This window comes from Mangrovitalea sediminis (assembly GCF_002514725.1).
GTDB lineage: Bacteria > Pseudomonadota > Gammaproteobacteria > Pseudomonadales > Oleiphilaceae > Mangrovitalea > Mangrovitalea sediminis.
This window is the reverse complement of record NZ_NTLB01000003.1, coordinates 15349-33685: the sequence shown is the minus strand read 5'-3', so window position 1 is coordinate 33685 and position 18337 is coordinate 15349. Positions and strand designations below refer to the sequence as shown.

21 protein-coding genes are annotated in these 18337 nt (G+C 59.1%); 9 read left to right on the top strand and 12 right to left on the bottom strand.

What is annotated here, in order from left to right:
- Positions 1 to 36 precede the first annotated feature (36 nt).
- On the top strand, positions 37 to 942 hold the full coding sequence (locus CLR77_RS07105; protein WP_198962708.1) for a LysR family transcriptional regulator: 906 nt from the start codon (positions 37 to 39) through the stop codon (positions 940 to 942).
- A gap of 46 nt (positions 943 to 988) precedes the next feature.
- Here CLR77_RS07105 and CLR77_RS07100 read toward each other — a convergent pair whose 3' ends face one another.
- The 3 genes from CLR77_RS07100 to CLR77_RS07090 all read right to left on the bottom strand — a co-directional run bounded on the left by CLR77_RS07100 (position 989) and on the right by CLR77_RS07090 (position 2926).
- The gene (locus CLR77_RS07100; RefSeq protein WP_097459947.1) at positions 989 to 1228 is read right to left on the bottom strand and encodes a thioredoxin family protein; all 240 of its coding nucleotides are present in this window, start codon (positions 1226 to 1228) and stop codon (positions 989 to 991) included.
- 10 nt (positions 1229 to 1238) lie between these two features.
- A complete protein-coding gene (locus tag CLR77_RS07095; protein WP_097459946.1) occupies positions 1239 to 2276 on the bottom strand; it encodes a permease in 1038 nt (345 codons plus the stop codon).
- A 95-nt stretch (positions 2277 to 2371) separates the two neighbouring features.
- Positions 2372 to 2926 carry a sigma-70 family RNA polymerase sigma factor gene (locus tag CLR77_RS07090; protein WP_227519841.1) on the bottom strand — a complete coding sequence of 185 codons (555 nt, stop codon included), beginning with the start codon at positions 2924 to 2926 and terminating at the stop codon, positions 2372 to 2374.
- A 156-nt stretch (positions 2927 to 3082) separates the two neighbouring features.
- Between CLR77_RS07090 and CLR77_RS07085 the strand changes: the two genes are divergently transcribed.
- The gene (locus CLR77_RS07085; RefSeq protein ID WP_097459945.1) at positions 3083 to 3805 is read left to right on the top strand and encodes a spermidine synthase family protein; all 723 of its coding nucleotides are present in this window, start codon (positions 3083 to 3085) and stop codon (positions 3803 to 3805) included.
- A 6-nt stretch (positions 3806 to 3811) separates the two neighbouring features.
- On the opposite strand, the gene CLR77_RS07080 is transcribed toward CLR77_RS07085, so the two are convergent.
- Positions 3812 to 4174, bottom strand: a complete 363-nt coding sequence (locus CLR77_RS07080; RefSeq protein WP_097459944.1) for a hypothetical protein — start codon at positions 4172 to 4174, stop codon at positions 3812 to 3814.
- Between the two features lie 7 nt (positions 4175 to 4181).
- Positions 4182 to 5213, bottom strand: a complete 1032-nt coding sequence (locus CLR77_RS07075) for a hypothetical protein (RefSeq protein ID WP_097459943.1) — start codon at positions 5211 to 5213, stop codon at positions 4182 to 4184.
- A 231-nt stretch (positions 5214 to 5444) separates the two neighbouring features.
- Here CLR77_RS07075 and CLR77_RS07070 point away from each other — a divergent pair, with 231 nt between their 5' ends.
- The 7 genes from CLR77_RS07070 (at position 5445) to CLR77_RS07040 (ending at position 13533) form a co-directional block, all read left to right on the top strand.
- A complete protein-coding gene (locus CLR77_RS07070; protein ID WP_097459942.1) occupies positions 5445 to 6125 on the top strand; it encodes a GntR family transcriptional regulator in 681 nt (226 codons plus the stop codon).
- A gap of 29 nt (positions 6126 to 6154) precedes the next feature.
- Entirely contained in the window at positions 6155 to 7045 is an 891-nt protein-coding gene (prpB, locus tag CLR77_RS07065) for a methylisocitrate lyase (RefSeq protein ID WP_097459941.1), read from the top strand.
- A 10-nt stretch (positions 7046 to 7055) separates the two neighbouring features.
- On the top strand, positions 7056 to 8186 hold the full coding sequence (gene prpC, locus CLR77_RS07060) for a bifunctional 2-methylcitrate synthase/citrate synthase (RefSeq protein ID WP_097459940.1): 1131 nt from the start codon (positions 7056 to 7058) through the stop codon (positions 8184 to 8186).
- 78 nt (positions 8187 to 8264) lie between these two features.
- The gene (gene acnD, locus CLR77_RS07055) at positions 8265 to 10877 is read left to right on the top strand and encodes a Fe/S-dependent 2-methylisocitrate dehydratase AcnD (protein WP_097459939.1); all 2613 of its coding nucleotides are present in this window, start codon (positions 8265 to 8267) and stop codon (positions 10875 to 10877) included.
- 140 nt (positions 10878 to 11017) lie between these two features.
- Positions 11018 to 11356, top strand: a complete 339-nt coding sequence (locus tag CLR77_RS07050) for an endonuclease domain-containing protein (protein WP_097459938.1) — start codon at positions 11018 to 11020, stop codon at positions 11354 to 11356.
- A gap of 117 nt (positions 11357 to 11473) precedes the next feature.
- Positions 11474 to 12652 (top strand): 2-methylaconitate cis-trans isomerase PrpF, encoded by a 1179-nt coding sequence (gene prpF / locus CLR77_RS07045; protein ID WP_097459937.1) that lies wholly within the window; start codon positions 11474 to 11476, stop codon positions 12650 to 12652.
- A 251-nt stretch (positions 12653 to 12903) separates the two neighbouring features.
- The gene (locus tag CLR77_RS07040) at positions 12904 to 13533 is read left to right on the top strand and encodes a LysE family translocator (protein ID WP_097459936.1); all 630 of its coding nucleotides are present in this window, start codon (positions 12904 to 12906) and stop codon (positions 13531 to 13533) included.
- Between the two features lie 4 nt (positions 13534 to 13537).
- On the opposite strand, the gene CLR77_RS07035 is transcribed toward CLR77_RS07040, so the two are convergent.
- From CLR77_RS07035 to CLR77_RS07005, 7 genes are all read right to left on the bottom strand, one after another.
- Complete coding sequence (locus tag CLR77_RS07035) at positions 13538 to 14065, bottom strand: hypothetical protein (protein ID WP_097459935.1); 528 nt, start codon at positions 14063 to 14065, stop codon at positions 13538 to 13540.
- A 145-nt stretch (positions 14066 to 14210) separates the two neighbouring features.
- Entirely contained in the window at positions 14211 to 14696 is a 486-nt protein-coding gene (locus CLR77_RS07030) for a GNAT family N-acetyltransferase (RefSeq protein WP_097460458.1), read from the bottom strand.
- 67 nt (positions 14697 to 14763) lie between these two features.
- A complete protein-coding gene (locus CLR77_RS07025) occupies positions 14764 to 15054 on the bottom strand; it encodes a helix-hairpin-helix domain-containing protein (protein WP_097459934.1) in 291 nt (96 codons plus the stop codon).
- Between the two features lie 29 nt (positions 15055 to 15083).
- Positions 15084 to 15623 (bottom strand): GNAT family N-acetyltransferase, encoded by a 540-nt coding sequence (locus CLR77_RS07020; RefSeq protein ID WP_097459933.1) that lies wholly within the window; start codon positions 15621 to 15623, stop codon positions 15084 to 15086.
- Between the two features lie 62 nt (positions 15624 to 15685).
- Positions 15686 to 16171: a GFA family protein gene (locus CLR77_RS07015; RefSeq protein WP_097459932.1), complete on the bottom strand. Its 486-nt coding sequence runs from the start codon at positions 16169 to 16171 to the stop codon at positions 15686 to 15688.
- 35 nt (positions 16172 to 16206) lie between these two features.
- Positions 16207 to 17112, bottom strand: coding sequence for a homocysteine S-methyltransferase family protein (locus CLR77_RS07010; protein WP_097459931.1), 906 nt, complete (start codon positions 17110 to 17112; stop codon positions 16207 to 16209).
- A 79-nt stretch (positions 17113 to 17191) separates the two neighbouring features.
- A complete protein-coding gene (locus CLR77_RS07005; protein WP_097459930.1) occupies positions 17192 to 18049 on the bottom strand; it encodes a PA4780 family RIO1-like protein kinase in 858 nt (285 codons plus the stop codon).
- Positions 18050 to 18337: the final 288 nt, after the last annotated feature.

Here is an 18337-nt window from a genome sequence, read left to right as displayed (position 1 = left end):
ACAAACAATTCATCAGGATCAGATCGTATAGAGTTGATGCGAACCTTCGTCCGCATCGTCGAAAGCGGCAGCCTGTCCAACGCCGCAGCACAGATGGCAACAACCCAGCCGACAATCAGCCGACGACTGCAGGCACTGGAACAACAGCTGGGCGTCAAGCTTATCCTGCGCACCACCCATGCGATGAAGCTCACCGATGATGGCGAGCGTTGCTATGCCCATGCCCGCAAGTTGATCGAGCAGTGGTACGCGCTGGAAGACGAACTGCGCGGCGCCGGCGACGAACCGGTCGGCACCCTCCGCGTACGCGCACCACACGCCTTCGGCCAGGATCAGTTGATCGCCCCGCTGACCACCTACCTGAAACGTTACCCGGAAATGTCTGTCGACTGGATGCTCAATGACCGTACGCCGGATTTTATTGCAGAGGACATCGACTGCGCCGTCCACGTCGGGACCCTCACCGATCCCAACATGGTGGCCGTGCTGTTGGCGGAAATCCCCCGTATCGTGATCGCCGCCCCCTCTTTACTGGCCCGGCACGGGGCTGTCGGCGAGGTTCGGGATCTTGCGACGCTGCCCTGGCTGGCCCTGAGCACCTTCTATCGCAACGAAGTCACCCTCCATCACGATGCAGAAGGTGAAACCTACCAGTTCGGCATCACCCCCAAGCTGGCTACCGACAGCCTCTATGCCTTGCGCAACGCGGTGCTGAGCGGTCTCGGCGCAGCCATCTCGTCCAGTTGGATGGTGCAGGATGATATCGCACAGGGACGGCTGGTGAATCTGTTGCCACAATGGCGGGCGAAATCGCTGCCCGTGTATCTGGTGTATCCCTATGCCAGCTATTACCCTGCACGGTTGCGGAAGTTCATGGCGTTAATCCGGGAGGTCATGCCGACCGTGGCAGGGACACGGCCCCCGGGAGGGGACTGGGAATAACCGGCCATCCCTGGCCAACCACCCTGACGCTGAAAGCCTATCCGCGTCAAGCCTCCTCCAGCCAGCGCTCAACGCTCTGGCGATCCGGCATACCGCCGGCGTGAACCACTTTGCCGTCAACGACGACTGCCGGGGTACTCATCACGCCAAAGCCGACAATGGCCTGCATGTCCTCGACTTTCTCCAGCGCCACCTCAACCCCTTTTGCCTGTGCGACCTCCTCGATCAACGCCACCGTATTCCTACACTTCGTGCACCCGCTGCCCAAGACTTTGACGGATTTCATAAGAACCTCCTTACAGGATCCAATTGAAGACATAACCGACCAGCAGGATGCCGCTGGCCACCACCGCGATGAAGGTGCCGATCAGGCGGAGCTTGAGCACCTTGCGCAGGATCACCATCTCGGGAAACGACAGGGCGATCACGCTCATCATGAAGGCCAGCACCGTCCCCAGCGCCGCGCCTTTTGCCAATAGGGCCTGCACGATGGGAATCACCCCAGCGGCGTTGGTGTACATAGGCACCCCAATCACCACCGCCAGCGGCACCGCCCACCACTCGCCCCGCCCCATGATCGAGGCCATGAAATCTTCCGGCACATAACCGTGAATGGCACCACCGATAGCGATACCGACGAGGATGTAGGGCCAGACCTTACCGACGATCTCCCGCACACTCTGAAAACCCGCATCGATCCGCTGAGACAGCGTCATGCCGGTTTCCTGAAAATCAGGCGCCACCTGGGGAATCTCCCGCACCCAATCCTCCAGGTGCGCCTCCATTTTCAGACGACCGATAATCCAGCCCGCCACAATCGCCACCGTCAGCCCCAGCCCCAGATAAATCAGTGCAATCTTCCAGCCGAAGAGTCCGAACAACAGCGTCAGCGCCACCTCATTGACCATAGGCGCAGCGATCAGGAAGGAAAATGTCACCCCCAGGGGCACGCCCGCCTGCACAAAACCGATGAACAAAGGCACCGCCGAACAGGAGCAGAAGGGTGTAACGATACCCAGGCTGGCAGCCATCACATTGGCCACGCCTTCGGTTCGCCCCGCCAGCAGGGCCCGTGTCCGCTCCGGGGTGAAGTAGCTGTTGATCATCCCCATCACGAAGACGATACCCGTCAACAACAGCAGGACCTTGGGTGTGTCATAGAAGAAGAATTGCAGCGCCCCACCCAGGTGAGTGTCCCTGGCCACCGGCAGCATCTTTACCAGCCCTTCGGATAAGGGCGTCAACGCCTGATAAAGGCCCAGCCAGGCCAGAGCGGCAACAAACAGAAAGAAACGGGGAGTGCGCTGGGGCCAGCGCATAACCATACCTACCATCGACTGTACTCCTGTCAATGAACCTGTGATTGGATTCTGTATACACAGGAGACGACGCAGGTGGGAAAAGGATTCAGGAAAAAATGAAAAAAACGTCAGTGACTCCCTTCAGGGGGCGGCTTATGACAACAGACGGTGCCCGAATCGAAACGAACCTGGCAGTGTCTAACCAACGAAGCCCGCAGCCGCTCGCGGGCGCGTAGCAGCCTGGACTTGGCGGCGGCGAGACTCAGCCCTTCCCGCTCGGCAAATGCGCTGACCGTCAGCGACTGCAGATCGCAGGCTTCGATAACCGCGCGGTCGGCCTCCGTCAGGTAAACGAGGTTTCTTGCGACACAGACGTCCAACTCATCCACCGGCGCCCGCTCCTCTGGGGCGGCCGCAGGCAGTGTCTCCGGCAGCGCTGTGTGTGGGCGGCTACGCCTGAAATGGTCCGTCATGGCATTTCGCGCAACCTGGAACAGCCAGGCCCGAGGGTTGTCCAGCTCGCAGAATCCTTTCCCCTGGCGCATAGCCTTGAGAAAGACCTCCTGTAACAGGTCTTCCGCCGTGGCCCGCTCGCCGATGCGGTGCGCCAGGAAATCGAGCACTTCCCTTTCATGGGCACTCCACGCCGCCAGCACGCAATCAAAGCTCACTTCACCGCTCAAACCATGCACCTCATAGCCCCAATCCTGACCACCATTTCACAGTGTCCTGCCATACGCAGTATAACGCTCAAGCTATCCACGAAAATGCCATTTATTCTCAGCATCCATCCCCTACGTGCTACCCTCGCTCAAACTTTGACGAGGTAATCAACCATCATGAGCCTGATGTTCGCGGAACTCGACAGCCAACCGACACGCCTCGGTGTGATCAGTCTGAGACGACGTAAGGAGATGAGCCTCGGCGGCACGGAAGTGTATGAAGTGAAGCTGGGCGAGGAGTTTCTGATGTCCAGCCACTTCCATGTGAGCGAGACCGAGCTGGCACTGCTCGGACTGGCCGCCACCAAGGGTGACGGGCCTCTCGACGTAGTGGTTGGCGGCTTGGGCCTGGGCTATACCGCGGCCACCGCACTGAAAGATAACCGGGTTGGCTCCCTCCTGATCGTCGAGGCCCTGGGCCCGGTGATCAGCTGGCACCAGCGCCACCTGGTCCCGCTGGGCGCACAACTGGCCGAAGACCCGCGCTGTCGTTTTGTGGAAGGCGACTTCTTCGCCCTAGCCCAGTCCAAGAACGGCTTCGACCCGGAATCCCCTCAACGCCGGTTTCACGCCATCCTGCTGGATATCGATCACGCCCCCGGCCATGTCCTGAACGAGGGCCACCGTCCCTTCTACCAGCCCGCCGGACTGGCGAAACTCGCCGAACACCTCCACCCCGGCGGCATCTTCGCCCTATGGTCCAACGATCCGCCTGAAGAAGACTTCATGGTCGCGCTGGGCAGCCAGTTTGAGGAAGCTCGGGCAGAGATTGTGCGATTCCCCAATCCCTATCAGAACAGGGAAGCGACGGCGACGATCTATTTGGGGCGGAAGCCTTAGAGTCCATTAGTAATAGTGGAGTACCGGTCCCCCTGTGACGACGACTATCACCATCAAAACCAACGAAAACAAGAGCGCCAACCCTAACTTACGATCAAGGTCATTCGCATAACGGCGAACAGCCGGAACATCGATAAAGGGTGACTTGACGGTGTTAAAGGTACCCAGGGGGATAACAATGGTATACGCATACAACACGGCTCTCACCCCGATCGTATCCCATGGCACTGGATTCGGGCAGCCGTCTTCACGCATTTGCCGTTCGATTCGTGCCATCGCCAGCCGGGAAAAACTTAGCCAGGAAACCGCCATTGCGATAATCGCGAAAAGTGCGAAGGCAAAAAAACATCCTTCCAGAGAGAGAAACATTCCCAATCTACCAGCCTCTATCCCAAATCCGAGAAGCAGTAAGCCTACCTAGATTGTCGCCGCCGACTCCGGCTTCATATCCTACATAAAGCCCGGCACAAACAATGACCACCAATATGGCCCACCCGATAGGGCCTGCGGCCAAAAGCCCTGTTTCCGCAGCCATTGCGGCACCGGCCGTTCCAACTTCAATAGTAAGGCCACCAACACCGGCTCCGAATACTCCACCTACCCCGAAACCGGTCATTTGGATAGCACCTTCTCGCATCCAATTACCACCATTGAGATAGATTGTTCGAATCTTCTTTGCTCGAATACCGGCATCAACGACAAGAGCTGCAGCCCCCACCCGACTGAGACCTCGCGCGAACAGTCCTAACCGACTTGCCTCAACAGAATCCTCTATATAAAGGCGAGCATCCGGCTTGCCGGCGCGATTCCGCTTAGCAAGCGTAATACCGCGATCTGCGTTTGCTAGTGCATCGCCACGATTCTTGTATCGGTAACTGATGGGCGCAAAATGGGACAACTCAGCCTGATACATAGATTCAAGCCGCTGATAAAGAATTCGCACCCGCTGCTCAGCCTGCAATCGCCGGTGCCCAATACCTGGCCCATCAATGTTTTGGAGGAAGTTCAAATCAAGCAACGCTGCCTGATATTCGGCAACAACACGCTGAAACCCTGTAACGCGATTATGAATTGCGCCTGCGCCAGCACCGACCAACCCGTTAATCTGACTGAGCTGATCAAGCGGGAGATTTTTGTCATAAAAGCGTTGGAGGCTATGTAGCTGATTGCCCATTAGTGCCGCGCTTTGTGCAAGCGCCTTGCGCTGCGCATAGGGCATCGTATTAAGGCGTCGAATAACGGCTGCGGTATTGGGTTGCCCAAGTGCCGTCGAATAGGCTTGATACGGAAGTATGCGGCCCTCGTCAGTGAGGCCGTTAATGCGTTTGAAATCGTTAACAACAGTAAGGTCATTACCAACTAGATCATTGGCAACGCAGGAATTTTCAGAAAAATAAACGTCAGGCATGCACTCAATCCTTAAGTGAATATCAGTCAGTCCATGAAAAACGGAGAGTAATGAAAGCACTCCGCCAAGTCCAGGTATCACTCGAATATGAGAACTTTCCGCACGTCCTCACTAGGCTTTTTGCCTGCCCATGACGGCTAACCCTATATCCCAACGGAAGAGCTGATTGTTGACAATACAGAACACCGAGCGTACCTTTTGCCAATCAAAGCCACTTTTTGTTAACAAAACATGTTCGACCTCCAAACCAAATCCCCAACCCGAGCCGACGAAGCCCTCGATTGCCTACAAACGGCCATCATCAAGGGCGAACTGGCTCCGGGTGAGAAAATCGGCGAGGTCGAGCTCTGCGAGCGCTTCAACCTGACTCGCGGCCCGCTCCGTGAGGCTCTTGGGCGTCTGGAATCCCGCGGCCTGCTGGTGCGCCGCCCCCATGCCGGGGTCAAGGTTGTCTCCATCACCGTTGAAGAACTCCTTGAGTTATATGACACCCGTGAAGTGATGGAAGGTCTCGCGGCGAAGCAGGCGGCGGAGCGGATGAGCGATCAGGAAATTGCCGACCTGCAGGCATTGCTGGACGGTCACGAGCAAATGGTGGCCGCTGCCCAGGGGCAGGCGTACTATCAGGAAGAGGGTGATTACGACTTTCACTATCGCATTGTCACCGGCAGCCGCAACCGCAAGCTGGCGCAGATGCTGTTGGATAACCTCTATTACCTGCTCCGCCTCTATCGCTGCCGGTTCAGTACCTCGACCGGGCGTCCGCAGAAAGCCCTGAAAGAACATCGTCATATCGCCGAAGCCATCGCCCAGCGCGATGGGGAGCTGGCCCAGTTTCTGATGCAACGCCACATTCATGCATCGCGCGTTAATATCGAGGAAAAGATCCGCGAAGGTTTGATTACGCTTTAACCCACCTTTCCATACAAGGGAGAACGCATATGAGCACCGCCCTGACCGCAGGCGCCCGTTTCCGCAAGGCGCTGGCTGAAAACAAACCCCTTCAGATTGTCGGCACCATCAACGCCTATACCGCCCTGATGGCGAAGCGCGTTGGGCACCAGGCGATCTACCTGTCCGGCGGCGGTGTGGCGAATGCCTCCTACGGTCTGCCCGACCTGGGCATGACCACCATGAACGATGTCCTGGAGGATATCCGCCGGATCACCGCAGCGGTTGAGACACCGCTGCTGGTCGATATCGACACCGGTTGGGGTGGCGCCTTCAACATCGGACGCACGATCAGGGAGATGGAGCGGGCCGGGGCGGCTGCCGTGCATATCGAGGATCAGGTGGCGCAGAAGCGTTGCGGCCATCGTCCCAACAAGGAAATCGTCTCCCAGGACGAGATGGTCGACCGCATCAAGGCCTGCGTGGATGCCCGGACTGACGACAACTTCTTTATCATGGCCCGCACCGATGCCTTCCAGAAGGAAGGCCTGGAGAAGGCTATCGAGCGGGCACAGGCCTGCGTCGAGGCAGGTGCCGACGGCATCTTCGCCGAAGCGGTCACGGAGCTTGAGCACTACAAAGCGTTCTCCGAAGCCCTTGATGTGCCGATCCTAGCCAACATCACCGAATTCGGCGCCACGCCGCTGTATAACCGTGCCGAGCTGGCCGAAGCCGGTGCCGAAATGGTGCTGTATCCGCTGAGCGCCTTCCGCGCCATGAACAAGGCGGCCCTGATGGTGTACCAGAACATTCTTGAGAAAGGCGATCAGAAAGACGTCGTGGACACGATGCAGACCCGCATGGAGCTGTACGATTTCCTCAACTACCACGCCTTCGAACAAAAGCTGGACGAGCTGTTCGCCAGCCAAAAAGATCAATAAGGGAGAGCCATTGATGAGCGATAAGAAACTGAGTGGCGCCGGCCTGCGGGGCCAGGTTGCCGGCGAAACCGCCCTCTGTACCGTCGGCAAGACCGGCACCGGCCTGACCTATCGGGGTTATGACGTCTCGGACCTGGCCGACAATGCCCAGTTTGAAGAAGTGGCCCACCTGCTGCTGCGCGGCAAGCTGCCCACCCAGCAGGAACTCGATGCCTATAAGCGGAAGCTGCGCAGCCTGCGTACCCTGCCCGCTGCCCTGAAAACCGTGCTTGAGCAGATTCCCAAAGACGCCCATCCGATGGATGTCATGCGTACCGGCTGTTCCATGCTGGGCAACCTGGAAACCGAAACCGATTTCAGCCAGCAGGACGACAAGATCGACCGCATGCTGGCCACCTTCCCGGGCATCATCACCTATTGGTACCGCTTCGCCCACGAAGGCGTGCGCATCGACACCGACAGTGACTGCGACTCGATCGGCGGCCATTTCCTGGCCCTGCTGCACGGCAAGAAGCCCAGCGAGCTGCATGAGCGCGTGATGAACGTGTCGCTGATCCTGTACGCGGAACACGAGTTCAACGCCTCCACCTTTACGGCCCGTGTCTGTGCCTCCACGCTGTCGGATATCCACTCCTGCGTGACCGGCGCCATCGGCACCCTGCGCGGCCCGCTGCACGGCGGCGCCAACGAAGCCGCCATGGAACTGATCCAACGTTTCCAGACGCCGGACGAGGCCGAGAAGGGCCTGCTGGACATGCTGGCGAAGAAAGAGAAGATCATGGGCTTCGGCCATGCCATCTACCGCGAATCGGATCCGCGCAACGCCATCATCAAGAAGTGGTCAGAGAAGCTGGCCGCAGAAGTCGGCGACACCGTGCTGTACCCCGTTTCCGTTCGCTGCGAAGAAGTCATGTGGCGCGAGAAGAAGCTGTTCTGTAACGCTGACTTCTTCCATGCCTCCGCCTATCACTTCATGGGCATTCCGACTGAGCTGTTCACGCCCATTTTTGTGATGTCGCGTGTTTCCGGCTGGACGGCTCATGTGAAGGAGCAGCGGTCCAATAACCGGATCATCCGCCCGAGCGCCGACTATATCGGCCCCGAGCCTCAGGAATGGCTGCCGATCGAGAAGCGAGCCTAACACTGAGTATCAACAGGGGAGCCATGTGCTCCCCTGAGCGATTCAGCCGTCTTCCATTTTTTGATCGAGTCCGAACCCATGAACACCGAATACCGCAAATCCCTGCCCGGCACCGACCTGGACTACTTCGACACCCGCGCGGCCGTCGATGCGATCCAGCCCGGCGCCTACGACAAACTGCCCTACACCTCCCGTGTCCTGGCGGAAAACCTGGTACGCCGTTGCGAGCCTTCCGAGCTGACCGCGGCACTAAAGCAGATCATCGAACGCAAGCGGGATCTCGACTTCCCCTGGTTCCCGGCGCGCGTGGTGTGCCATGACATCCTGGGCCAGACCGCCCTCGTCGACCTCGCCGGTCTGCGTGATGCCATTGCTGAAAAAGGCGGCGATCCGGCCAAGGTCAACCCGGTCGTGCCGACCCAGTTGATCGTCGACCATTCCCTCGCAGTGGAACACGCCGGTTTCGAGAAGGATGCCTTCGAAGAAAACCGGGCTATCGAAGAGCGCCGCAACGAAGACCGTTTCCACTTCATCAACTGGACCAAGACCGCGTTCGAGAACGTGGACGTGATTCCGCCGGGCAACGGCATCATGCACCAGATCAACCTGGAGAAGATGTCGCCGGTGGTGCAGGTACGCCCGGACGGAAACGGAAAGCGCGTCGCTTTCCCCGACACCTGTGTGGGTACCGACAGCCATACGCCGATGGTGGATGCGCTGGGCGTCATCTCCGTCGGTGTGGGCGGCCTGGAAGCGGAAAGCGTGATGCTGGGCCGCGCCTCCACCATGCGCCTGCCCGACATCATTGGCGTGGAGCTGACCGGCAGGCTGCAACCGGGCATCACCAGCACCGACATGGTACTGGCGCTGACCGAATTCCTGCGTAAGGAACGCGTCGTCGGCGCTTACCTGGAATTCTATGGCGAAGGCGCCAATGCCCTGACCGTGGGCGACCGCGCCACCATCTCCAACATGACACCGGAATACGGTGCCACTGCCGCGATGTTCTACATCGACGGCCAGACCATCGATTACCTGAAGCTGACCGGTCGCGAGGACGAGCAGGTCAAGCTGGTCGAAACCTACGCCAAGGAAGCCGGCTTCTGGGCCGACACCCTGACGAACGCCGAGTACGAGCGGGTGTTGACCTTCGATCTGTCCACGGTCGAGCGGACCCTGGCCGGCCCGTCGAATCCCCATGCGCGTTTGCCGGTCTCCGAGCTGGCCAGCCGCGGCATTGCCAAGCATGTGGAACTCGAAGAGGGCAAGATGCCGGACGGCGCAGTGATCATCGCCGCCATCACTTCCTGCACCAACACCAGTAACCCGCGCAACATGGTGGCGGCGGGCCTGATCGCCCGTAATGCCAATAAGCTGGGCCTGACCCGCAAGCCCTGGGTGAAGACCTCTTTGGCGCCAGGCTCCAAGACCGTGAAGATGTACCTGGAAGATGCCCAACTGCTGCCCGAACTGGAACAACTGGGTTTCGGCGTGGTCGCCTTCGCCTGCACTACCTGTAACGGTATGAGCGGCGCCCTGGACCCGAAAATCCAGCAGGAAATCATCGACCGGGATCTTTACTCCACGGCGGTGCTGTCCGGTAACCGTAACTTCGACGGCCGGATTCATCCCTACGCCAAGCAGGCATTCCTGGCCTCACCGCCCCTGGTTGTCGCCTACGCCATAGCCGGCACCATCCGTTTCGATATCGAGAAGGATGCCCTGGGTTACGACAAGGACGGCAACCCGATCACGCTGAAAGACATCTGGCCGAGCGACGAAGAGATCGACGCCATCGTCAAGCAAAGCGTGAAGCCGCAGCAGTTCCGCGACGTCTACATCCCGATGTTCAACATCACACGCGATGCCCAGGCGCAGACCAATCCGCTCTATGAGTGGCGCCCGATGAGCACCTATATCCGCCGCCCGCCCTACTGGGAAGGCGCCTTGGCGGCAAAGCGCACCATGAAGGGCATGCGTCCGCTGGCCGTGCTGGGTGACAACATCACCACCGACCACCTGTCCCCGTCCAACGCCATCCTGGCGTCCAGCGCGGCAGGCGAATACCTGGCGAAAATGGGCCTGCCGGAGGAGGACTTCAACTCCTACGCCACCCACCGCGGCGATCACTTGACCGCCCAACGCGCCACCTTCGCCAACCCGAAACTGCTGAACGAGATGGTGCGCGACGAAAACGGTAACGTGAAGCAGGGTTCCCTGGCCCGCATCGAGCCGGAAGGCAAGGTCACCCGCATGTGGGAAGCCATCGAAACCTACATGGAGCGCAAGCAGCCGCTGATCATCGTCGCCGGTGCCGACTACGGCCAGGGCTCCTCCCGTGACTGGGCCGCCAAGGGCGTACGACTGGCCGGTGTGGAAGCGATTGCCGCCGAAGGTTTCGAGCGCATTCACCGCACCAACCTGATCGGCATGGGTGTATTGCCGCTGGAATTCCAGCCAGGCACCACGCGCAAGACGCTCGGCCTGGACGGCACGGAAACCTACGACGTGGTCGGCGAACTGAAGCCGCGTAACACCATGACGCTGGTCATCCATCGCAAGAACGGCGAAACGCTGGAAGTGCCGATGACCTCCCGCCTGGATACGCAGGAAGAAGTTTCCATTTACGAAGCGGGCGGCGTGCTGCAGCGGTTTGCCCAGGACTTTTTGGAGGCCGAAGCGGCCGTTTGAGTCTGGAGGGAAAGTTGCCCCTTCTCCCGGTTGCCAGTGCGTGGTAACACGCTTTAAGCCTATTCCCACGAACGGAAAAGCCCTTCTCCCCGAGGGGAGAAGGGTTGGGATGAGGGGCTTCCCCCGTTCAAGGAAGAACGATGGATCAACTGAATTTCGCAAAACAGTTACGTCAGAACATGACGGACGCCGAGCACCGACTCTGGAGACACCTGAGAGACCGTCGTTTAGATGGCCACAAGTTTCGACGTCAACGACCAATCGGTCCATACATTGTTGATTTCGTGAACATTGAAGCCCGCTTGGTCGTCGAGGCAGATGGGGGACAACATAACTCAGATGCCAACGACCAGGAACGCGATCATTGGCTGCAGCAGCGTGGCTATCGGATCATGCGGTTTTGGAATAATGAGATTTTACAGAATACAGAAGAAGTGCTTGCAGCTATTTTGCAGGCCTTAAACGATGAGAGTGGCTAGGCCCCCTCATCCCAACCCTTCTCCCCTCGGGGAGAAGGGCTTCACTGCGGCGATGTCTCTAACCACAGTGGGATTGGGCCTGAAATACCCAGATCTACTCAAGGTAATGACGAACCCATGACACACAAACCCCAAATCAAAGTCCCCGCCACCTACATGCGTGGGGGCACCAGTAAAGGCGTCTTTTTCCGTCTGGACGATCTTCCCGAGGCCGCCCAGGTTCCCGGTCCGGCCCGCGACAAGCTCCTGATGCGCGTGATCGGCAGCCCCGATCCCTACGGCAAGCAGATCGACGGCATGGGCAACGGCAGTTCCAGCACCAGCAAGACCGTGATCCTGTCCAAGAGCAGCCAGCCGGACCATGATGTGGACTACCTGTTCGGCCAGGTCGGCATCGATAAGCCCTTTGTCGACTGGAGCGGTAACTGCGGCAACCTGACGGCGGCGGTAGGTGCCTTCGCCATCAGCAACGGTCTGGTCGATGCCGGCCGGCTGCCGCAAAACGGACTGGCCACGGTGCGTATCTGGCAGGCCAACATCAAGAAGACCATCGTCGCCCATGTCCAGATGACCGACGGCGCCGTGCAGGAAACCGGTGACTTCGAGCTGGACGGCGTGACCTTCCCGGCTGCGGAAGTCCAGATCGAGTTCATGGACCCCGCCGACGGCGAAGGCCCCATGTTCCCCACCGGCAACCTGGTGGACGACCTGGAAGTGCCGGGTGTCGGCACGCTCAAGGCCACCATGATCAACTCCGGCATCCCGACGATCTTCGTCAACGCGGAAGACATCGGCTACAGCGGTACCGAGTTGCAGGACGACATCAACAACAACGCTGACGCCCTCGAGAAGCTGGAGACGATTCGTGCCCACGGCGCCCTGCGCATGGGCCTGATCCAGAACCTGGACGAGATTGCCGCCCGCCAGCACACCCCGAAGGTGGCCTTTGTCGCCAAGCCCAAGGACTACACCGCCTCCAGCGGCAAGCTGATTGCTGCCGGCGATATCGACGTCCTAGTTCGCGCCATGTCCATGGGCAAACTGCACCATGCCATGATGGGCACCGCCTCCGTGGCCATAGCCACCGCAGCAGCGGTTCCCGGAACGCTGGTGAATCTGGCGGCCGGTGGTGGCGATCGCACGGAAGTCCGCTTCGGTCACCCGTCTGGCACGCTGCGCGTCGGCGCCGAGGCCAAGCAGGTTGACGGCGCATGGACGGCCACCAAAGCCGTGATGAGTCGCAGCGCACGCGTTTTGATGGAAGGTTGGGTACGCGTGCCGGGGGATGCCTTTTAAGGCACCCCGCAGAGGCATTTGCGTCACCGGCAGAACGGACGGCATCGCATTGATCCAGGCGATACCGTCCGTTTTCTTTTGAGCACACCCCTCACAAACAGGCCGTCAGGAAACAATCCCCAGCAAGTCGACCCCAAAGACCGCCACCGGTGATTTTTCCGGTTTCGACTTAAGCCATAGTCGACTAGTCAGCATTAGGTCGCAGGCTATATGATCGCCGAATCCCGAGGCCCTTCAAGAGTGCTCCGACCTTGTCCGCATTGAATGTACACCTGCTGTCAGCCTTCATCCCCACATTCTTTATCGTGTCCATTACACCGGGCATGTGCATGACGCTGTCGCTCTCCCTGGGCATCACCATTGGCGTCCGGCGGGCACTCTGGATGATGGCGGGGGAACTGGTTGGGGTGGCACTGGTGGCGACGGCGGCAGCGGTAGGCGTGGCAACCTTTATGCTCCGCTACCCTACCGCTTTCATCGTCTTTCGGTATGCGGGCGGCCTTTATCTCGGATGGCTGGGCATTCAACTCTGGCTGTCCCGAGGGAAACTGGCCATGTCCGAACTGGATGACAGCCCGAAGACCTCCACCCGTCTGCAACTCGCCCTTCAGGGCTTCGTCACCGCCATCGCCAACCCGAAGGGCTGGGCCTTTTTCATTGCCCTGCTGCCGCCCTTTATCGACGGCAAGCTACCCATGGCGCCCCAGTTGACCGTGCTGGTGCTGATGATCCTGGGCCTGGAGTTCATCTGCCTGCAACTGTATGCCCACGGCGGGCGTAAACTGCGGAATGCGCTACGCCAGGGCGCAGGCGTGCGCACGCTCAATCGTATCGCCGGGAGCCTGATGATCGGCGTCGGTGTCTGGCTCGCGCTCGGCTGAAACCTCAGATACTTTTCTGGAGCTGGGGGGACGCGGGCGCGTCCTTGTCCAGTATCTTTTCGCTGTTCTGCCAAGCCTCCGATAACCCCCGGTAGGCATTCGAGAAGCCTTTCTTCATCGAGTTCCAGGCAGACGCCGAGCTGTCCTTGAGCCGCTCAGACCATCCCTGAACCCGCTTCCGCTGCGCCAGAAGTTCATTCAACTGGCGCTGGGACTCGGCACGACTCTTGTCACTCATGCTGCCCCAATGATCCGACAGGGACTGGCGGAGTTCGCCAATTCGCTGATCCAGCGCCTTCAGGGTGGAACGGATCGAGGTCATCGCCTGGTCCCGCTGGTCCACACTGAAATGCTGCAGTTTCTCGGCCAGTGCCTGGGTGTCCTGCTTGAGTTGCTCGACGGTCGGTGCCTGGCTATCCGGCGCGGCCTGAGCCAGCGGAACGGCCAACAGCAATGACGCCGCCAGAAGGCAGCTCGACACTATGGCGCGGAAAACAATGACATTGGAAACAAATGTGCGGGAAACAAACATGCTTATCGACACCTCACCTAAGGAAGAGCAGTCTCCATACCGCAGGCCGCGCAAACCATACAGAAACCACTGTATCACTTAAGGCGCCGGCATCCACTTTACCCTTCGATAAGTTTCCTCGTCAGCATGGCCGGCCCACCCCGGATTATCCCAGTGTCAGCGAGTAGAACTTGGTATCGACCGACATCACGGGGAACGCCTCCGGCAGCGCCGCCTTTTCGATTTCCGTAAAACCGCTGCGTTCGTAAAAGCGATGTGCGGCCAGGAATTTCGCCGTGGTCCCCAGATAGATCGCCGTGATTCCCTGGTTCCGGCTCCAGGTCAGCAGATGATCCAGCAACATCGTCGCCACCCCAAACTCGCGTCCCCGGTACTCCGGTTTGACAAACATCTTGCGCAACGCGCCCTGGCCGTTCCCGATATCGAGCAGTGCCAGGGTTCCGACAACCTGCCCATCCGCAATCGCGACCCAGAAGTTACCGGCACCGGTCTGGTAAAAACCGGCGATATTCAACAGATCCGGCTGGGCTTCCAGTGTAATAGGAATATCAAACTCGCCCTGCTGAATAGGAAGAATGACGTCAACAACACCCTGTTGATGCTCTGCAGAAAACGCCTCGATAACGATCAAAACTGCCTCCTGATAACGGAAAAAAACCGCGCGCATTTTGCCATAAATCAGAACGGACAGACTTGCGTTATATCGCCCCGTACTGGCGCTTCCGCGCCTCGGTGAAGTGCCACCAGGGCATGGGTTCTCCCCCATTCATAAAGGAGGTCACCGAGATCAGCACATCCAGGACACAGGGGTCCTGCCGGGTCCGGGTTTTGCGGCACAGGCTCGTGTAGAGTTCGAACGGGTCCTTGCCCACGAGCTGCCCGGGCGATGAGATACCAATCCGTTGCAGACTCGCCGCCATCGACGGGCCGATATTGGGCAGGTCCGTCAACAGCTGCACACGACTGCGCTGTACTTTGAGTGGATTCATGTTGAGCCCTTCCCCCACGACACACCAAATCAGGCGTTCAGAGGCGGTTCAGCCCCGTCCGCCCCAAAGGCCGGGTGGAAATGAACGGTACCTTGAGGCCAGTATCCGTCGAATGACATAGCCAGGAAGACGTCGGGCGGAACGCCCTCATGCACCAGCCCCTGAACATTGTCGAACCCGAACTTCTTATAGTATTCCGGATGCCCTACCAGGCAGCAGCCCCTGGCGCCCTTCGCCTTAATCCTTGCCAGACCTTCCCGGATCAAGGCCTTCCCCACACCCTGACGCTGATAGTCCGGCAACACCGAAACCGGTCCAAGCCCATACCAATCCGGCGTGCCGTCTGACAGGGTCACTGGCGAGAACGCAATGTGCCCGATGACATGCTCACCTTTCACCGCTACCAGCGACAGGGTCAGCGCCCCGGCCGCGCGAAGCGCCTGGATCACGAACTGCTCGGTATGCTGGCTGATCTCAAGGGTCTGGAACGCCGCGACAGTCACCTCGGCGATCGCGTCAAGGTCGTTGTCCGTCTCGTCTCTGATATCGATATCCAAGGGCAAGGGCATTGCGTCCTCCTGGCTTTCATAGTTTAGCGTGGGGCCCAATCAAACCTGGTGGGACCGGGACCCTATGGCTCGCTAACCTTGCCCGACCGCGCGACATGCTGAGCATATTCCCGGCCAAGACGTTCATACAGCTCGAACGGCGGGAATTTCTCGAAGCTGTGAACGGCGGGCGTCGAGGCCCACGGCAGTTTTTCGCTGGTGTAGGTCTCGATAAAAGGCGTGAACCAGTGGCAATGGTCGAGCATGGTGGGGCGCACATTGACGAAGGGGAAATCTCCGCCGACGCGGGTGAACATCCACGTCATGCAATGGGGACAAAAGTAATGGCGGGCCTCCTTACCATGCAGACCACCAATAACCGGCTCCCCCCGCGTCACCGCAAACCCCTCTGCAGGAATAACGGCGCTCAACGAGAACGCACTCGAACTCATTCGCTGGCAGCCAGTACAGTGACAGGCGGCCGTGATTATCGGAGCTGCCTCGATGCGAATACCGACCTGTCCGCAGCGGCATGCCCCGTCGAGAGGTAACAATCCCTGAATGTCCATAAACGTCCTCCTTGCGTCCTCCGCGCACACGTCTGCTAGCGGAGATGGTCCGATAGATACTGAAGATGCTCGCCATGGGTCCCGCAACAGCCGCCAAGAACCTTGACACCGTAGTCCCTGTTCAACTGAATCATCAGTTGGCCCCACTCGACGACGGGCTCGAATTTCACCTCGGCAGACCCGTCCAGTTCCGCATGGGTCAGAGACGAGGCGTTTGCCTGGATGCCAATAAGGCGACCCAGCGCTTTCCCGGGTAAGAGGGCCGCTTTCAAGAATGAGGGATATGAGCAGTTTACGAAATAGCCTAATGGGGGCACTGGCGCTAGTGCATCGATAGCCTCAATGGCTGCCTGCAGGCTGGTTCCATCCAATATTTTTCCATCCTCACCCACCACAAAGCTGAGGATATAAGGTAGCCCCGAATCCGCCATGGCCAGCGCAATACCGGCAGCTTCCGCTACCGACGGCAAGGTGGCCGCAAGCAGAAAATCCGCGCCACCGCTGACCAACTGATCAATCTGCCACTGATGGAAGGCCCTCGCCTCATCCGTCGAGAGCGCCTGTTCAGGCAAGTAGCAATCATTTTTACACCCGATCAATCCACCAATTTTGACAGGAGTCTCAGGCGCCAGCTCTTCAACAACACGCTTCAGGAATCTAACCGCATCGGCATTAACATCCCGACTGATCCCCGAGGCCATGACCCGGTCCTTATTTGCCCGCCACGTTGGAGTCCCGAGCAATATCGGAAGGCTTCCGGATTCGGCGATCCCGATATATTCCCGATACAGGCGCGCCAGAGCGTCTCTCCCCGCGTCACAATATAGCAGCGGCGCATGAACGAGCCTTTCATCCAACTCAATGTCATCGTTGCGACGAAGCCGCTCAACGATAGCCGCTTCCGCCAATATACCGTCGTACCGATCAAGTAACTCTTTCATTCATAATCCCAAATTAAGCCGCTCATGTCCTTGCAGAGAAGTTTAGGCCAACGGGAGGTGAAGGACCCGGGGGCTTGCGTTAATCCCCGTCTTCATCATCCTGCAGTCGGGCCTGACGCTCGGACTCTTCCTCTTTAGCCGCGTCGATAACCGCCATGAGTTCCTCAACGTCGGCACTGTGGGTGTCGTGTTCGAAGTAGCCTGTCAGCTTGCTGTCCGGATAGAGGTCACCGGCTTCGTAGAGCGCCCAGATTTCCTTACCGTAGTCGGTTGCCAGCAGCTCCGGGGCAAAGCGGCCGAAGTAACGGCGCATATTGTCCACATCACGCTCGAACATGCGCTGGGCACTGTTGTTGCCGGCGGCGTTGACCGCCTGTGGCAGATCGATGATAACCGGGCCGTCCGGCGCCAGCAGCACGTTGAATTCGGACAGGTCACCATGGATCAGGCCGGCGCTGAGCATGCGTACCACGTCCCGGATGATTTTGTCGTAGTAACGGCGGGCCTGTTCGGGCGTCAGGGTAACGTCGTCCAGGCGCGGTGCTGCATGCCCCTCGGCGTCCCTGATCATTTCCATCAGCAAGACCCCATCGATAAAGCCTCGGGGTTTGGGGACCCGCACGCCGGCATCCGCCAGGCGATAGAGCGCATCCACCTCGGCATTGAGCCAGGCGTCTTCCTGCTCCTTCTGCCCGTAGCGGGTCTTTTTCGACATGGCCCGGGCCTGCCGACTGTTGCGAACCTTACGGCCTTCCTGGTACGCCACGGCCTGCTTGAAGCTGCGCTGTTTGGCTTCTTTAAACACTTTCGCACAACATATTTCGCCGTGGCTGCTGACCACGTAGACCTGTGCCTCCTTGCCACTCATCAGCTGAGTGATGACTTCATCGATCAGGCCGTCATCGGCCAGTGACTGCAAACGTTTCGGTATCTTCATAAGCCTTTGGGTGCGGAAGCGTTGTCCGATTTTATAAGGGGCATCGTCGTCATCGACGCTGCCATTACGGCCTGCATGCTTGGGGAGAGAAAACCGGGACAGATTTTAAGCAATCCCGAGCCCTTCACACGGCGCCCGGGACAGGTAAATCATGGCACGCAGAAGGTTCTGCGTCTATTCACCAACGGCAGGTAGAGGCGAATGTTCGCCGGACTTGATACGTCAAGGCGATGGCGTAGCAGCCTGGCTCGCTCAGGAAAGGGGTTATGCCGAGTACGGGGATGAGCA

Bases quoted from the DNA above. Each gene is read 5' to 3' on its own strand.
- CLR77_RS07105 (WP_198962708.1), top strand. From the start codon at position 37: ATGCGAACCTTCGTCCGCATCGTCGAAAGCGGCAGCCTGTCCAACGCC.
- CLR77_RS07100 (WP_097459947.1), bottom strand. From the start codon at position 1,228: ATGAAATCCGTCAAAGTCTTGGGCAGCGGGTGCACGAAGTGTAGGAAT.
- CLR77_RS07095 (WP_097459946.1), bottom strand. From the start codon at position 2,276: ATGGTAGGTATGGTTATGCGCTGGCCCCAGCGCACTCCCCGTTTCTTT.
- CLR77_RS07085 (WP_097459945.1), top strand. From the start codon at position 3,083: ATGAGCCTGATGTTCGCGGAACTCGACAGCCAACCGACACGCCTCGGT.
- CLR77_RS07080 (WP_097459944.1), bottom strand. From the start codon at position 4,174: ATGTTTCTCTCTCTGGAAGGATGTTTTTTTGCCTTCGCACTTTTCGCG.
- CLR77_RS07075 (WP_097459943.1), bottom strand. From the start codon at position 5,213: ATGCCTGACGTTTATTTTTCTGAAAATTCCTGCGTTGCCAATGATCTA.
- CLR77_RS07070 (WP_097459942.1), top strand. From the start codon at position 5,445: ATGTTCGACCTCCAAACCAAATCCCCAACCCGAGCCGACGAAGCCCTC.
- prpB (WP_097459941.1), top strand. From the start codon at position 6,155: ATGAGCACCGCCCTGACCGCAGGCGCCCGTTTCCGCAAGGCGCTGGCT.
- acnD (WP_097459939.1), top strand. From the start codon at position 8,265: ATGAACACCGAATACCGCAAATCCCTGCCCGGCACCGACCTGGACTAC.
- CLR77_RS07050 (WP_097459938.1), top strand. From the start codon at position 11,018: ATGGATCAACTGAATTTCGCAAAACAGTTACGTCAGAACATGACGGAC.
- prpF (WP_097459937.1), top strand. From the start codon at position 11,474: ATGACACACAAACCCCAAATCAAAGTCCCCGCCACCTACATGCGTGGG.
- CLR77_RS07035 (WP_097459935.1), bottom strand. From the start codon at position 14,065: ATGTTTGTTTCCCGCACATTTGTTTCCAATGTCATTGTTTTCCGCGCC.
- CLR77_RS07025 (WP_097459934.1), bottom strand. From the start codon at position 15,054: ATGAATCCACTCAAAGTACAGCGCAGTCGTGTGCAGCTGTTGACGGAC.
- CLR77_RS07020 (WP_097459933.1), bottom strand. From the start codon at position 15,623: ATGCCCTTGCCCTTGGATATCGATATCAGAGACGAGACGGACAACGAC.
- CLR77_RS07015 (WP_097459932.1), bottom strand. From the start codon at position 16,171: ATGGACATTCAGGGATTGTTACCTCTCGACGGGGCATGCCGCTGCGGA.
- CLR77_RS07010 (WP_097459931.1), bottom strand. From the start codon at position 17,112: ATGAAAGAGTTACTTGATCGGTACGACGGTATATTGGCGGAAGCGGCT.
- CLR77_RS07005 (WP_097459930.1), bottom strand. From the start codon at position 18,049: ATGAAGATACCGAAACGTTTGCAGTCACTGGCCGATGACGGCCTGATC.